This window comes from Amycolatopsis sp. DG1A-15b (genome assembly GCF_030285645.1).
Taxonomy (GTDB): Bacteria; Actinomycetota; Actinomycetes; order Mycobacteriales; family Pseudonocardiaceae; genus Amycolatopsis.
Genome location: NZ_CP127296.1, coordinates 5,565,186 through 5,579,944, shown reverse-complemented (window position 1 = coordinate 5,579,944; position 14,759 = coordinate 5,565,186). Strand labels below are relative to the sequence as shown.

Here is a 14,759-nt window from a genome sequence, read left to right as displayed (position 1 = left end):
GTGTCGGATCCCGGGGAAGCCGTTCGTGGAGGGGGTGAGCGGCCGCCACGAGGGCGCCGCCGGAACCCGCAGGGGATGAGAAGATGTCCGAGCCCGTCGCCCGCCGCATGTACGACCTGGTCGAGCCGATCGGCCTGGTGCCCTACTTCGCCGACGAGTCGGACGAGGCCCTGCTGGCCCTCGGCCTGCGCAACGTGTGGGACGCCTACTTCGCCGGCCGGGCCGCGCCGCTCGGCCGGTCGGTGCCGGCCGAGGTCGTCCACGCGATCTTCTACAACTTCGCCCCGGGTGAGGTGGCCCGGCACATCCCGCGCGTCTGGGACCTGACCACGCCCGAGGCGGCGCTGGCCGCCCGGGAGCGGGGTTGCGTCGCGGGGATGCGGCGGATCCTCGGTGCCCTCGCCGACGACCCCGGTGTCGCGCGCGCCGGCGACCTCCTGCTGAAGGCGGCGACCAGCGCACCGGTGGAGGGCCGCGCGCTCTACGCCGCCTTGCGCGCGGTCCCGGTCCCGCAGGAGCCGGTGGCCCGGCTGTGGCACGCGGCCACCCTGCTGCGCGAGCACCGCGGCGACGGCCACATCGTCGCGCTGGTGGCCGAGGGCATCGGCGGGACGGAGGCTCACGTCCTCCACGCCCTCTCCGTCGACCTGCCGGCAAAGGACTTCGGCCGGGTCTGGCACCTCCCCGCCGCGCAGCTGGCCGCGGTCGTCGACGGCATGCGCGCCCGCGGCCTCGTCGGCGCCGACGGCTGGCTCACCGAGGCCGGCCGGGCCACGAAGGACCGGGTCGAGGCACTGACCGACCGGCTCGCGGAAGCCCCCTACAACGCCCTGACCCCGGGCGAACTCGCTCGCTTGGTGGCCGGCCTCGAACCGATCTCGGCCGCCTTCCGGGCGGTCTTCCCGATGTGACCGGGCCGCCCGCGTGCTGCCTGGTTCGTCACGCCGGAGCGGCGGGCAGCAGGAGGGTGAACGTGGGCGGGTCGGGGCGGCTCAGCCGGAGGCGGCCGCCTTCGGCTTCGGCGAGGCCGCGGGCCAGGCGCAGGCCGATGCCGTGGCCGCGGGGCGTGGTCGCGAACGGGTCCGTCTCGCCGAGGTCCGGCCCTTCGTCGGCGACGTCGATGGCGAGTGCGTCACCGGCGTCGCGGGCCAGCACCGTGACCGCGCCGCGCCCGTGCGTCGCCGCGTTGTCCAGGAGCACGCCGAGGACCTGCCGGACCGCCGCGGCCGCCGCGTGCGTCGGCGGTGGGTCCTCGAGGAGGATCCGCAGACTCCGTCCCTGCGGCCCGAGCAGGGCTTCGCCGGCCTGCCGGAGCTCGTCGAGGAGCCGGCCGAGGTTCAGCTCGGCTCGCTGCCCCCGGCGCTCCCGGCTCAGCGCCAGGAGGTCTTCGATGGTGCGTTCCAGCCGGTCGGCGGAGGCGATGCCGGCGCGGATCGCGGCGTACGGGTCCGCCGCCGGTGTCTCCAGCGCGGCTTCGAGCTGCAGGCGCAGCCCGGTCAGCGGCGTGCGCAGCTGGTGCGACGCCTCCGCGGAGAACGCGCGCTCGCGTTCCAGCGTCTCGCCGATCCGGGCCGCGGTCGCGTCCAGGGTCTCGCCGACCTGGTCGATCTCGGGGATGCCGGCGCGTGGCGAGCGGACGCTGAAGTCGCCGTCGCCGAGCCGCCCGGCCGCGGCGGCCAGCTCCTCCAGGGGCTGGACGAGCCGCTTCGTGTACCGCCGGGCCAGCAGCCAGCTCGCCCCGATCGCCGCCGCCGCCAGCAGGGCCATGCCGTGCAAGGTGAGCGCGATCCGCACGGTCAGCGTGGACTGCGGCATCGCGGCGCGGACGACCCCGGTGACCTGGGACCCGCTGAGCACCGGCACGGCCAGCACCAGATCGTCCCCTTCGCTGCCGGTGACGACGTCCACCGTGGCGCTCGCCGCCTGCCGCTCGATCGGGCCGGCGGCGGCCGGGCCGTGCCCGGCGAGCAGCCGCCCGTCCCGGCTGTAGACCCCCACCTCGAGGTCGGCGTCGTCGTCCTCGTCGCCGGGCGGGGGTACCTCGGGCGCCAGCCCGGCGTCCAGCGCGTGCGAGACGGCGAGCGCGACCGTGTCCGCGGCCCGTTCCAGCTCGGTGGTGCTGTCGTCGCGGTAGTACCGCGTCGCGGCGATGCCCAGCGGCAGCGCGAACAGCACGGTCGAGACCAGGGCGGCCAGCACCGTGAGCGAAATGATCCGGCGGCGCACGGCTACCCTTCGGCGGCGGTGCGCGCCGGGTCTTCCAGCCGGTAGCCGTGCCCGCGCAGGGTCGCGATCCGCGGCACCTCGTCGTCCGGCCCGGCGGCCGCCGAGAGCTTGCGGCGCACCGCCGCGATGTGCACGTCCAGCGTCTTCGTCGAGCCGTACCAGTGCGCGTCCCAGACCTCGGACATCAGCGTCTCCCGGCTGACCGCGACGCCGGGCTGCTCGGCGAGCCGGGCCAGCAGGTCGAACTCCTTGGCGCGCAGCACCACTTCACGCCCGCCCAGGACGGCGCGGCGGCCGGCGATGTCGACGGTCAGCCCGCCGATGGTCACCGGGGGCCGGGCCCCGGCCGGCGCGCCGCGCCGCAGGTGCGCCCGCACCCGGGCCAGCAGTTCGCCCAGCCGGATCGGCTTGGTGAGGTAGTCGTCGGCTCCGGCGTCGAGGCCGACGACGACGTCCATCTCCTCCTGCCGTGCGGTGAGGATGACCAGCACCGCGGCGGGCAGCGCGGCCCGCAGGCGGCGGCAGACCTCGACGCCGTCCAGGTCGGGCAGGCCGAGGTCGAGCAGCACGAGGTCGAAGTCGCCGGGTTCGGCGGCTTGCAGGGCGGTCCGCCCGTCGCGGCGCCAGCACACCTGGTGACCGTGCAGTCGCAGGGTCGATTCGAGCACGCTGCCGATCGCCGCGTCGTCTTCCACCACCAGCAGGTTCGGCATGCCGGAAGCCTAACCAACGCCACCCCGGTTTCCGGACGGCTGTGGCCTATTCCGCCAGCGTCGCGAGGCCGATCTGCGATATCCGCACGGAAGCGGCGGCGAGGGCTTCGGTGAACGCGGCGACCTCGGCGGGCCCGAACCGGCTGCTGGGCCCGGTGATCGCGAGGGCTGCCAGCCGCCGTCCGTCGCCATCGTGCACCGGCGCGGCGACGCTGGACGCGCCGGCTTCCGGCTCACCGTGGCTGACCGCGGCGCCCTCGGCCCCGTCGAGGACCCGCCCGGCGGCCCCGAAGCCGAGCGGCAGTTCGTCGCCGACGCGGCCGACGTGCCGGATGGCCAGCGGCCCCTCCTGCTGGGCCACGCAGACGAGCACGGAGGTGCTGCGCACGTAGAGGTTCACCGTCTCCCGGCATTCCCGGGCCAGCTCGCGCAGCACCTGGCGGACGGGCTCGGGCAGCTGCCAAGCGGTGTTCGCCAGCTGCGCCCACCGCAGCATCCCGGGCCCGACGGTGATCCGCCCGTCCGGCCGTGTCCACAGCAGGCCGCGCTGTTCGCAGGTGGCGACCAGCCGCAGCACGGTGGTCTTCGCCAGGCCGCTGGCCGTGGTGAGGTCCTTGACCGCCCAGGTCCGGCGGTGTTCGGTGAAGAGCGCGAGCACGTCGAACGCGCGGAGCACGCTCCGGACCGATCCGTCTTCGTCTGCCTTCATGAGCGACCCCGTCTGCCTGGTGGACCCAGGGTACCGCCAGGCGGATCGGATTAGGCCACGTGTCGCTCGAACGCCGTAGTGGTTTCGGTGAGCGCTTTTGCGCCCGGTTGGGCCCATTGGTCCGCGTTGACCGGGGCGGTGGTCGCTGGGGAGGGGCGGTTCAGTGCCGGGTCGGGGCGGCGCCAGGGGTGTTGCGCACGTCGGACTCGGCTATCCGCCGGCGGGTGGAGTTCAGGCCACGTGTCGCTCGAACGCCGCAACCGTCTCGGCGAGCACCTCCGCGCCCGGCCGGGCCCACAGGTCCGCGTTGAACACCTCGACCTCGATCGGCCCGGTGTAGCCCGCGGCTTCGACGGCCGCGCGCAGGTGGCGGTGGTCGATCGGGCCGTCGCCGGGCAGGGCTCGGCCCAGCAGCGGGTCCGGGAGCGGCACCAGGATGTCGCACACGTGGAACCCGGCGATCCGGCCGGCGGCCGCGGCGATCGACTCCTCGATCCGCGGGTCCCACCAGACGTGGAACTCGTCCACGATCACGCCGACCTGCTCGGCCGGGTGCTCCACCGCGATCGCCAGCGCCTGCTCCACAGTGGACAGCACCGACCGCTCCGCGCACTGCATCGGGTGCAGCGGCTCCAGCCCGAGCCGGACCCCGCGCTCCCCGGCGTAGGGCGCGAGCTCGCCGACCGCGTCGGCGACCCGCTGCCGGGACGCGGCGAGGTCGTTGCCCGCGATCCCGCCCACCACCAGCACGAGCACGTCGGCGCCGAGCGCGGCGGCTTCGTCGATCGCCTCCCGGGTCTGCGCCACACCGTCCACAGGGGACCCTTCCGGCGTCACGCCGGTGAAGAACCCACCGCGGCACAACGACGAAACCCGCACCCCGTGCTCCTTGAGCAGCCGCGCGGCTTCGTCGACGCCGGTCTCGGCGACCTTGTCGCGCCACAGCCCGATCCAGCCGACACCCGCCTCGGCGCAGCCGGCCACCGCCTCGGGCAGCGACCAGGACTTCGTGGTGATCTGGTTGAGGCTCAGCCGGGGGTCCATCACGCCACCCCCGCGGCCTGCAGCAGCGGCCGCATCCGGGCCTCGGCCAGGTCGGGGTCGGCCAGCACGCCGGCCTCGTCGGCGAGCCGCAGCAGCGTCGCCAGGTGGGTGATCGTGCGCGCGGATTCCTGGCCGGCGATCATCCGGAAGTGGTCCTGGTGGCCGTTGAGGTGCGCCAGGAACACGACACCCGTCTTGTAGTGCCGGGTCGGCGCGCGGAAGATCTCCCTGGCCAGCGGCACGGTGGGGTCGAGCAGGGCGTGGAACCCGGCCCGGTCGCCGTCGCCCAGCCGCCGCAGCGCGGCCGCGGCCACCGGGGCGAGCGGGTCGAAGATGCCGAGCAGCGCTTCGCTGTGGCCTTCGGCGTCCCCGGCGATCAGCTCGGGGTAGTTGAAGTCGTCGCCGGTGTAGCAGGCGACGCCGTCCGGGAGGGCCCGGCGGAATTCGACCTCGACCTCGGCGTCGAGCACCGAGACCTTCACCCCGGCGATCGTGGCGGCGTGCTCGGCGCAGAGCGCCGCCAGCTCGCGGGCGGCGGCGCGGACGTCGTGGTGGCCCCAGTAGCCGGCCAGCGCCGGGTCGAACTGCTCGCCCAGCCAGTGCAGCAGGACCGGCCCGCTCGCCTCGGACAGCAGCTTCCCGTACGCCGCGTGGTAGTCGTCCGGGCCCGCCGCCGCCGCGGCCAGCGCGCGGCTGGCCATCACCACCGGGACCGCGCCCGCGCGGGAGACCAGGTCGAGCTGCTCGCGCCAGGCGTCCACAATGGACGCCACGGTGGCCGGTCCCGGCGGCAGCTGGTCGGTGCCGACCCCGGCGCACCAGCGCCGCCCGGCCGCGACCGCGCCGGTGCGGGACACCAGCTCCTGCGTCGTCGCCCAGTCGAGGCCCATGCCGCGCTGCGCGGTGTCCATCGCCTCCGCGACGCCCAGCCCGCACGACCAGAGGTGCTCGCGGAAGGCCAGTGTCGTGTCCCAGTCCACGGCGTAGGGCTCGTCGGCCAGCGCGTCCGCGACGACGTGCGCGGCGGCGTAGGCGATGCGTGACGTCGTCGGCGGCTGTGGCGTTTTCGGGGGCGCGGGGGGCCGTGGCCCGGACGGCGACCAGTTCAGCAGCTCGCCGCCGGGGGCCGGGAGCACGAGCATCGAGGACCTCCGGAAGGGTCAGAAAGCGCTTTCTCAACCCACGGTAGGGCCTGTGCCGCGCCGCGACAAGGCCCGGTGGGGTCAGCGCTTGGGGCGTCCGGTGCTTTCGCGCAGGACGACTTCGCCGGACAGCCGGATCGTCCGCGGCCGGCCACCCGCGGAGCCCTTGATCGCCATGTCCATCGCGCGTTCGCCGAGCTCTTCCAGCGGCAGCCGCACGGTGGTCAGCGCCGGGGCCAGGTCGCGGACCACCGGGATGTCGTCGAAGCCGGCCACCGAGATGTCGCCGGGCACGGACAGGCCTTCCTCGCGCAACGCCGTCAGCGCGCCGATCGCCATCACGTCGGTGACGGCGAACAGGCAGGTCGGCAGCTTGCGCTTGCGGCCGGCGAGCAGCCGCTTCGTCGCCTCGTAGCCGCCGTCGCGGCTGAACGCGGCCTCGACGACGTCGTCTTCGCGCAGTTCGATGCCGTGCGAGGCGAGCTCGGCGGAAAAGCCGGCCAGCCGGTCGATCACCGTGCTCAGCCGCCGCGGCCCGGCCAGCACGGCGAACCGCTTGTGGCCGAGGCCGACCAGTTCCTTCGCCAGCGCCGCGGCGCCGCCCTTGTTGTCCGGCTGCACGGTGTCGATCTTGAGCCCGCGGTGCCGGCTGACCGCCGCGACCTGGCCGCCGCCGCGGCGGTAGGGCTCGAGCTCAGCGGCCATCGCGCGTTCCCACGCCCGGTCCTCGAAGGCCGAGCCGATGAGCAGGATGGCCGCGGCCCGCTGCGCGCGCAGCGTCGAGACGTAGGCGACCTCGCGGTCCGGATCGCGGAACGTGCCGGCGAGCATGACGAGCAGCCCGTTGTCGGTGGCCACCCGCATCACCCCGCCCGCGATGGCCGCGAAGTACGGGTCGCTGACGTCGTGGCAGATCACGCCGACCGTGCGGTGGGTGCCGCCGGCGAGAGCCTGTGCGTGCGCGTTGGGGGCGTAGGCCAGCTCGGCCGCGGCGGCGGACACCCGCTCCCGCAGGTCGGCACGGACGGACGCGGTGCCGTTGAGCACCCGCGACGCCGTCGCGAGCGAGACGTTCGCGCTGCGTGCCACGTCTTCCAGTGTCACGTGCGGCCGGGCCTTCATGGCTGGCTCCTCCAAGATCGGTCTCGAGTGTCTCCGCGTGCTCGGTCGGTGCAATCTACTGGGAGGAGGGTGCGTCCGGAGAAGCCGCTGCTCGGGGGACCTCCCCCGAACGAGTGAAAGCAGGCGGGAAGATCGCTCGTAGCGTGTGTGTTGCAAACCAGGAGAACTCTCAAGTGGTGAGCCCGCCACGACTGACCGACCACGAAAGGAAACACGCATGCTGTTCGGTGACGAGCACGTCCGCCGCTACGAGGAGACCGACGGCGAGGTCGGCCACGACTGGCAGGAAGGCGTCCCGACGCTGGTCTTGACCACCAAGGGCCGCAAGACCGGGCAGGAGCGCAAGTTCGCCCTGATCTACCAGGAAGTCGACGGAAACCCGGTGATCGTGGCCTCCAAGGGCGGCGCGCCGAACCACCCCGGCTGGTACTTCAACCTCGTCGAGCACCCCGAGGTCGGCGTGCAGGTCAAGGCGGACAAGTTCACCGCCCGCGCCCGCACGGCCGAGGGCGAGGAGCGCGCGAAGCTGTGGGAGAAGCTCGCCGCGGTCTGGCCGGACTACAACGAGTACGCCAAGAAGACCGACCGTGAGATCCCCGTCGTGGTGCTCGAGCGCCAGTGAAATTCCTGCTGTGATCTGCGCCGCGTTCGGCGCGGGCGCGGGCCGATCCGGCCGGTCGTGGGCTACGAATGACACCCATGGACCGCTGGACCGCCCTGGACTTCGAAGGTGAGCTGCTCACCCGGCGCCGGATGATCGCCTACGGCCGGCGCTTCGCCCGCGCCGGCCGTGGCGCCTGGTACAGCTTCGCCATCGAGGTGGTCTGGCAGTTCCTCGTCCAGACCACCCGCTTCCGCGTCCGGGGCGCGCGGCACATCCCGAAGACCGGCGGCGTGCTGGTGGCGTCGAACCACCTGTCGTTCGCCGACCCGACGACGCTCACCGCGTTCTGCCTCGCCGCCGGCCGCGTCCCGCGTTACCTGGCGAAGGCGTCGCTGTGGAAGCTGCCGGTGGTCGGTCGCGTGATGCGTTCGGGACGCCACATCCCGGTCTACCGCGGCGCGGCGACGGCCGCGGAGGCCTACCGCGACCTGGTGGCGTCCGTGCGGGCGGGCGAGTGCGTCGCGATCTTCCCCGAAGGCACCTTCTCGAACGACCCGGACGGCTGGCCGATGCGCGGCAAGACCGGCGTCGTGCGGGCGGCCCTGGAGACCGGGGCCCCGGTGATCCCGGTGGCCAACTGGGGGACCCACCACCTGCTGCCGTCGACGGCGAAGCTGCCGCGCGGGCTGCCGCGCAAGACCGTGGAGCTGGTCGCCGGGCCGCCGGTCGACCTCTCCGACCTCGTCGGCCGCGAACTGACCCGCGCGGTGCTGGAGGAGGCGACGGCGCGGATCATGGCCGCGATCACCGAGCTGCTGGTGTCGATCCGCGGCGAGGAGCCGTCGGTCGCTGCCTAAAACTGTCGGTGGTGGGTGAGAACCTGCCGGCATGACGATCTCCGGGTTCTCCTGCGAGCGGATTCCCGTCGGGGACGCGCACCTCGGCGTCGCGCACGGCGGCGCCGGGCCACCGGTGGTGCTGCTGCACGGCTTCCCGCAGACCCACCTCGCCTGGCGGCACGTGGCGCGGTCGCTGGCGCACGACCACCGGGTGATCTGCCCCGACCTGCGCGGCTACGGCGGCAGCGACAAACCGCCGGGCGACTACTCGAAGCGGCGCATGGCCGCGGACGTCGTCGCGCTGGCCCGCGCACTGGGGTACGAACGGTTCGCGCTGGCCGGGCACGACCGGGGCGCGCTGGTGGCGTTCCGGGCGGCGCTCGACCACCCCTCGGCGGTGAGTCACCTGGCGGTGCTCGACGTCATCCCGGCCGTGGACCTGTGGGCGTCGCTGACGGGCACCGACGGGGTGTTCGCGTTCCACCTCTTCCTGCTCGCCCACCCACCGCCGCTGCCGGAGCGGCTGCTCGGGGCGGCACCCTCGGAGTTCTTCGGGCACTTCCTGGACGGCTGGACGCTCGATCCGGCGGCGATCCCGCCGGCGGTCCGGGCGGAGTACCTGGCGGCGGCTTCGACGCCGGAGGCGATCGCCGCGGTGTGCGCGGACTACCGGGCGAGCGCGACGGTGGACGCGGAGCACGACGCGGCCGACCGCGCGGCCGGGCGGCGGCTGGCGATGCCCGTCGCGGCGCTGTGGCAGCGTCCGGCCGCCGAGCTGCCCTTCGACCCGGCGGCGGTGTGGGCTTCGTGGGCGCCCGATCTGCGGACGCACGTGCTGGACTGCGGGCACTTCCTGCCCGAGGAACGGCCGGAGGAGGTGGTCGAGGCGTTGCGCGGGCTCTTCGCCACGTGAGGCCCGGGTCACCCCGCTGAACAGCGCCCCGAAGGGTAGTTTCGAGGCATGAGTGCACAACACTTTGATGTCGTCGTGCTGGGGGCCGGGGTGGGCGGCTACGTCGCGGCGATCCGCGCGTCCCAGCTGGGGCTGAGCGCCGCGGTGGTCGAGGAGAAGTACTGGGGTGGCGTCTGCCTGAACGTCGGGTGCATCCCGTCGAAGGCGCTGCTGCGCAACGCCGAGCTGGCGCACGTGGTGACGCAGGAGGCGAAGGCCTTCGGCATCTCCTCCGACAGCCCGATCAAGGTCGACTACACGGCCGCCTACGAGCGGAGCCGGCAGGTCGCCGACGGGCGCGTCAAGGGCGTGCACTTCCTGATGAAGAAGAACAAGATCACCGAGTTCGACGGGCACGGCACCTTCCTCGACGACCACACCCTCGAGGTGAACGGCGAGCAGATCACGTTCGGCCACTGCATCATCGCGACGGGTGCGACGACGCGGCTGCTGCCGGGGACTTCGCGCAGTGAGCGCGTGGTGACCTACGAAGAGCAGATCCTGTCGAGCGAGCTGCCGTCGAGCATCGTGATCGCCGGTGCGGGCGCGATCGGCGTCGAATTCGCCTACGTGCTGCACAACTACGGCGTCGACGTCACGATCGTCGAGTTCCTCGACCGGATGGTGCCGCTGGAGGACGCCGAGGTGTCGGCGGAGCTGGCGCGCCGGTACCGCAAGCTCGGCATCAAGGTGCTGACCTCGACCCGCGTCGAGTCGATCGACGACTCGGGCTCGTCCGTGCGCGTGACGGTGTCGTCGGAGAAGAACGGCGAGCAGGTCCTCGAGGCCGACAAGGTCATGCAGGCGATCGGCTTCCAGCCGCGCGTGGAGGGCTACGGCCTGGACAAGACGGGGGTGGCCCTGACCGACCGGGGCGCGATCGCCGTGGACGGCCGCGGCCGCACGAACGTCGAGCACATCTTCGCGATCGGCGACGTGACGGCGAAACTGATGCTGGCGCACGCGTCGGAGTCGATGGGCGTGGTGGCGGCGGAGACGATCGCGGGCGCGGAGACGATGGAGCTCGACTTCCCGATGATTCCGCGCGCGACGTACTGCCAGCCCCAGATCGCCAGCTTCGGCTGGACGGAGGAGCAGGCCCGCGAGAAGGGCTTCGACGTCCAGGTGGCGAAGTTCCCCTTCACGGCCAACGGCAAGGCCCAGGGCCTGGGCGACCCGGGCGGCTTCGTGAAGCTGATCAGCGACGCCAAGCACGGCGAGCTGATCGGCGGGCACCTGATCGGCCCGGACGTGACGGAGCTGCTGCCGGAGCTGACGCTGGCCCAGCAGTGGGACCTGACGGTGCACGAGGTGGCCCGGAACGTCCACGCCCACCCGACGCTGGGCGAAGCGGTGAAGGAAGCGGTCCACGGCCTCGCGGGGCACATGATCAACATGTAGGGACGTCGAAGCGGAGTTCCGGCCGGTCCCAGCGGATCTTCGGCGGTTTCGCCGGGATCGTGCCGGTGCGCCGCGCACCCATCCGGACGTAGAACGGCAACGCCGGCGGGTGCGAAACGACGCGCACGCTGTCCAGGCCGCGCGAGCGGGCCTCGGCGAGCATGTGCTCGATCAAGCGGGCGCCGATGCCGAGCCCCTGCGCTTGGTCGGCGACGAAGACCAGGTCGAGTTCCGCTTCCAGCAGCGCGTAGAAGCCGAGGATTTCGCCGTCCCTCGTGGCGGTGAAGGTCGGGTTGCCCTCGATGTACCCGGGGCTGATGGCGTAACCGTCCAAGATGGACGAATACTCGCCTCGGTAGGCCGAGGAAGCGTGCATGAGGGCGGTCAGGGTGCCGGCTTGGCCCGGCGCGGCGCGGACGATCTCGATCTGGCCCATGCCCGCCAGCCTACGATGACGGGATGACGGACCTCGACCGGCTGCGGGACGCGCTGTCCCGCAACGAAACCCTCGTCGAACTGCTGCGACGGGCGCGCGGGTTCGGCCTGCCGGGCTGGTACCTCACCGCCGGGTGTGTCGCGCAGACCGTGTGGAACGTCCTGACCGGCCGGGAAGCCACCTACGGCATCCAGGACTACGACCTGTTCTACCACGACTCCGCGGACCTGAGCCGGGAAGCGGAGGACCGCGTCATCCGGTCGGTCGCCGCCGCGTGCGAAGACCTCCCGGCCGACGTCGAAGTGCGCAACGAAGCCCGCGTGCACCTCTGGTACGAAGCGAAGTTCGGCACGCCCTGCCCGCCCTTCGCGAGCACCGAGGCGGCGATCGACGCCTTTCCGGCCGTCTGCTCGTGCGTCGGGGTGCGGCTCGCGCGCGACGGCTCGTGGCACTTCCACACACCGCACGGGCTCGACGACCTCTTCGCCATGGTCGTCCGGCCGAACCCGGTACTCGCGCCGCGGGAGGTCTACGAACGGAAAGCCGCCCGGTGGTCGGCCGGCTGGCCGGAACTGACCGTCTTGACCTCGAGGTGACTCGAAGTATCAGACTGGCGCCATGAAAGCCGTGGCGTTCACCGAATCCGGCGGTCCCGAAGTGCTCCGCGTCCTCGACCTGCCGGAGCCGCACGCCGGGCCGGGGGAGGTTCGCGTGCGGGTCAAGGCCGCCGGGGTGCAGCCGTACGATGCCGCCGTGCGGGCCGGGTGGGAACCGCCCGGTCTGGCACTCTCCTGGCCGCGTGTGCCCGGGAACGAGTTCGCCGGCGTCGTCGACGAGGGCGAACTCGAGGCCGGTACCGAAGTTCTCGGCTTCACCGCCGTGCGGGCCGCCGCCGAGTACGTCGTCGTCCCCGCCACCGACGTCACGCCGAAGCCGCCGGAAATGCCGTGGGAGGTCGCCGGTGGGTTCAGCGCCGGCACGCAGACCGCGTCGATCGCCCTGGACGCGCTGAACCTGCGTGCCGGGGAGACGCTGCTCGTCCACGGTGCCGCCGGGGCGGTCGGCACCGCCGCCGTGCAGCTCGCGAAGCTGCGGGGCGCCCGGGTGGTCGGCACTGCGAGCGAAGCCAACCAGGACTACGTGCGCGGACTGGGCGCGACTCCGGTCGTCTACGGCGAAGGACTGAAAGACCGCGTGGGGGCCGCCGCGCCGCAGGGCATCGACGTCGTGCTCGACGGGGCCGGCGGAGAAGCGCTCGACCTCTCACTCGAACTGGTGAAGGCGCGGAATCGGATCCTCACCCTCGTCGAGCACGGCCGGGCCGCCGGACTCGGTGTGCTCGTCTCGAAGTCCGGGCGCTCGGCCGCGCGGCTCGCCGAGCTGGCGGCGCTCTACGCCAAGGGCGACTTGCGCTTCCTCGTGCGCCGGGCCTACCCGTACACCGAGGCCGCGGCCGCACATCGGGAAATCGAAACCGGACACGGCCGCGGAAAAATAGTTCTCACGTTTCTTGAGTGATCTGGTCCCACCATGTGGACCGGCGGCCGTTCCCGACTTTGGTCGCTGGAATCCGGGTCGGTCGCTCCTTAGATTCTCCCCATTACACCCGGTCGGGTGTCATTCGGTCGGGTGGCCGAGTACCACAGGGAGACATCGATGGTGAGATTCAGCCGGGTCGCCGCGCACGCGGTTCCGCTGACGGTCGGCGCGCTGTTGCTGACGACGGGGGTCTCGGCGGCGCAGCCGTCCGTGGTGGATGCGGCGGCCGCGCGCACCGAAGCGGGCATCAGCGCACTGCAGAGCATCAAGAAGAGCCTGAGCCCCGCGGAGCGCAAGCAGTCGAGCCAGCTGGTCGTCGAGAAGCGGTTGCGGGCCGACCGGTCGCTGGCCGCGAAGCTCCCCGAATACCGCTCCGGCGTCGGCGTCAGCAACGCCGGCACCGTCTCGGTCGACATCGCCGCGCACGGGAAGGCCGTCGCGAACGCCGTCAAGGCGGCGGGCGGCACGGTCCGCTACGCCGCGCCGGACGGCGCCGTCCGCGCCGACCTCCCGCTGTCCGCCCTGGACGCGATCGCCGGCCGGGCCGACGTCGCCGAGGTGAAGCCCGCCGCCCAGGCCACCACCTGGAGCGAGCCGGGCAACCGCGACTTCAGCACGGCCCGGCGAACCGCTGCCGCGCAGGCCGCCGCCGCGACGCAGGTGTCCGAAGGGGACAAGGCGCACGGTGCCGACGCCGCCCGCACCACCTACGGCGTCAGCGGCTCCGGGGTGAAGGTCTGCGTGCTCTCCGACGGCGTCGACTCCCTGGCGAAGTCGCAGGCCGCCGGCGAGCTGCCCGCGGTGGACGTCCTGTCCGGCCAGCAGGGCAGCGGCGACGAGGGCACCGCGATGCTCGAGATCATCCACGACCTCGCGCCCGACGCGACCCTCGGTTTCGCGACCGCGTTCACCAGCGAAGCGAGCTTCGCCGCGAACATCCGCGCGCTGCGCAGCACCGGCAACTGCCAGATCATCGTCGACGACGTCTCCTACTTCGACGAATCGCCGTTCCAGGACACGCAGGTCGCGCAGGCGGTCAACGACGTGACCGCGGCCGGCGCGCTCTACTTCTCCTCGGCCGGCAACTCGGGCAACGCCACCGACGGCACCAGCGGCTACTACGAGGGCGACTTCCGGGCCTCGTCGTCGAAGATCAGCGGCGTCACCGGCACCCCGCACGACTTCGACCCGGGCAGCACCACCCAGAACTTCGACGCGCTCTCGGCGGGCTCGCTCGGCCGCCCGGTGACGCTGTTCTGGTCCGACCCGTGGGGCAAGTCCGCCAACGACTACGACCTGTTCATCCTGAACTCCGCGGGCAGTGTCGTGGCCTCCAGCGAGAACGGGCAGTCCGGCGCGCAGAACCCGTACGAGATCGCGAACGTGCCGGCCACCGGCTCCGGCTACAAGGTCGCTGTCGTCAAGTACAGCGGCGCCGACCGCTTCATCGCGCTGAACGTGATCCGCGGCCGGTTCGTGGCTTCGGGCTCGCTCAAGGCGTTCAGCACCAACGGCGTCACGAACGGCCACTCGGCCGCGGTCAACGCGTTCAGCGTGGCGGCGGCGCCGGCGGCGGGCGCGTTCACCCGTCCCCTGGAGACCGGTGACCCGGCGAACCCGGCCGGCCCCTACCCCGGCCTGTACACGGCGTCGAGCAAGTGGGAGCGCTTCTCCTCCGACGGCAAGCGCCGCCTGTTCTACAACGCCGACGGCACGGCGATCACCCCGGGCAACGTGTCCTCGACCGGGGGGACGGTCCGCGACAAGCCGGACATCACCGCGGCCGACGGCGTCGCGACCTCGGTGACGGGCTTCCAGCCGTTCTTCGGGACATCGGCGGCGGCCCCGCACGCGGCGGCCATCACCGCCCTGCTGCTGTCGGGCAAGCCGACGGCGACCCCGGCGCAGATCCGCACGGCCCTGGTGTCCTCGTCGATCGACCTCGGCACGCCCGGCTTCGACACGGTGACCGGCAACGGCGTGATCATGGCCGGCCCGGCGCTCGAGGCGCTGGGCGTGGCAGCGAAGTAAC

Annotated in this window: 15 protein-coding genes; 8 read left to right on the top strand and 7 right to left on the bottom strand. The window is 72.9% G+C overall.

From position 1 onward, the window contains the following. Positions 1 to 83: 83 nt before the first annotated feature. Positions 84 to 911, top strand: coding sequence for an SCO6745 family protein (locus QRY02_RS25490; protein ID WP_285985373.1), 828 nt, complete (start codon positions 84 to 86; stop codon positions 909 to 911). A gap of 28 nt (positions 912 to 939) precedes the next feature. Here the strand turns inward: QRY02_RS25490 and QRY02_RS25485 are convergent, their stop codons facing one another. The 6 genes from QRY02_RS25485 to QRY02_RS25460 all read right to left on the bottom strand — a co-directional run bounded on the left by QRY02_RS25485 (position 940) and on the right by QRY02_RS25460 (position 6,956). Next, positions 940 to 2,226, bottom strand: coding sequence for a sensor histidine kinase (locus QRY02_RS25485; protein ID WP_285985372.1), 1,287 nt, complete (start codon positions 2,224 to 2,226; stop codon positions 940 to 942). 2 nt (positions 2,227 to 2,228) lie between these two features. Then, positions 2,229 to 2,939, bottom strand: coding sequence for a response regulator transcription factor (locus QRY02_RS25480; RefSeq protein ID WP_285985371.1), 711 nt, complete (start codon positions 2,937 to 2,939; stop codon positions 2,229 to 2,231). A gap of 46 nt (positions 2,940 to 2,985) precedes the next feature. Beyond that, positions 2,986 to 3,648 carry an IclR family transcriptional regulator gene (locus tag QRY02_RS25475; protein ID WP_285985370.1) on the bottom strand — a complete coding sequence of 221 codons (663 nt, stop codon included), beginning with the start codon at positions 3,646 to 3,648 and terminating at the stop codon, positions 2,986 to 2,988. A gap of 231 nt (positions 3,649 to 3,879) precedes the next feature. Then, a complete protein-coding gene (locus QRY02_RS25470; protein ID WP_285985369.1) occupies positions 3,880 to 4,692 on the bottom strand; it encodes a sugar phosphate isomerase/epimerase family protein in 813 nt (270 codons plus the stop codon). Beyond that, positions 4,692 to 5,834 (bottom strand): DUF993 family protein, encoded by a 1,143-nt coding sequence (locus tag QRY02_RS25465; protein ID WP_285985368.1) that lies wholly within the window; start codon positions 5,832 to 5,834, stop codon positions 4,692 to 4,694. The genes QRY02_RS25470 and QRY02_RS25465 overlap by 1 nt, the downstream gene beginning before the upstream one ends. 81 nt (positions 5,835 to 5,915) lie before the next feature. After that, a complete protein-coding gene (locus QRY02_RS25460; protein ID WP_285985367.1) occupies positions 5,916 to 6,956 on the bottom strand; it encodes a LacI family DNA-binding transcriptional regulator in 1,041 nt (346 codons plus the stop codon). A 217-nt stretch (positions 6,957 to 7,173) separates the two neighbouring features. On the opposite strand from QRY02_RS25460, the gene QRY02_RS25455 reads away from it, so the two are divergent. From QRY02_RS25455 to lpdA, 4 genes are all read left to right on the top strand, one after another. Next, on the top strand, positions 7,174 to 7,578 hold the full coding sequence (locus QRY02_RS25455; RefSeq protein ID WP_285985366.1) for a nitroreductase family deazaflavin-dependent oxidoreductase: 405 nt from the start codon (positions 7,174 to 7,176) through the stop codon (positions 7,576 to 7,578). A 77-nt stretch (positions 7,579 to 7,655) separates the two neighbouring features. After that, positions 7,656 to 8,417, top strand: coding sequence for a lysophospholipid acyltransferase family protein (locus QRY02_RS25450; RefSeq protein WP_502874130.1), 762 nt, complete (start codon positions 7,656 to 7,658; stop codon positions 8,415 to 8,417). 31 nt (positions 8,418 to 8,448) lie between these two features. Next, complete coding sequence (locus QRY02_RS25445) at positions 8,449 to 9,312, top strand: alpha/beta fold hydrolase (RefSeq protein ID WP_285985364.1); 864 nt, start codon at positions 8,449 to 8,451, stop codon at positions 9,310 to 9,312. Between the two features lie 48 nt (positions 9,313 to 9,360). Next, positions 9,361 to 10,752, top strand: a complete 1,392-nt coding sequence (lpdA, locus tag QRY02_RS25440) for a dihydrolipoyl dehydrogenase (RefSeq protein WP_285985363.1) — start codon at positions 9,361 to 9,363, stop codon at positions 10,750 to 10,752. Here lpdA and QRY02_RS25435 read toward each other — a convergent pair. Then, the gene (locus QRY02_RS25435) at positions 10,742 to 11,188 is read right to left on the bottom strand and encodes a GNAT family N-acetyltransferase (RefSeq protein ID WP_285985362.1); all 447 of its coding nucleotides are present in this window, start codon (positions 11,186 to 11,188) and stop codon (positions 10,742 to 10,744) included. The two genes, lpdA and QRY02_RS25435, sit on opposite strands and share 11 nt — an antisense overlap. Positions 11,189 to 11,211: 23 nt before the next feature. On the opposite strand from QRY02_RS25435, the gene QRY02_RS25430 reads away from it, so the two are divergent. The 3 genes from QRY02_RS25430 to QRY02_RS25420 all read left to right on the top strand — a co-directional run bounded on the left by QRY02_RS25430 (position 11,212) and on the right by QRY02_RS25420 (position 14,758). Beyond that, complete coding sequence (locus tag QRY02_RS25430; RefSeq protein WP_285985361.1) at positions 11,212 to 11,784, top strand: nucleotidyltransferase family protein; 573 nt, start codon at positions 11,212 to 11,214, stop codon at positions 11,782 to 11,784. Positions 11,785 to 11,806: 22 nt separating this feature from the next. Further along, on the top strand, positions 11,807 to 12,706 hold the full coding sequence (locus QRY02_RS25425) for an NADP-dependent oxidoreductase (RefSeq protein WP_285985360.1): 900 nt from the start codon (positions 11,807 to 11,809) through the stop codon (positions 12,704 to 12,706). A 138-nt stretch (positions 12,707 to 12,844) separates the two neighbouring features. Further along, the gene (locus QRY02_RS25420) at positions 12,845 to 14,758 is read left to right on the top strand and encodes a S8 family peptidase (protein WP_285985359.1); all 1,914 of its coding nucleotides are present in this window, start codon (positions 12,845 to 12,847) and stop codon (positions 14,756 to 14,758) included. Position 14,759: the final 1 nt, after the last annotated feature.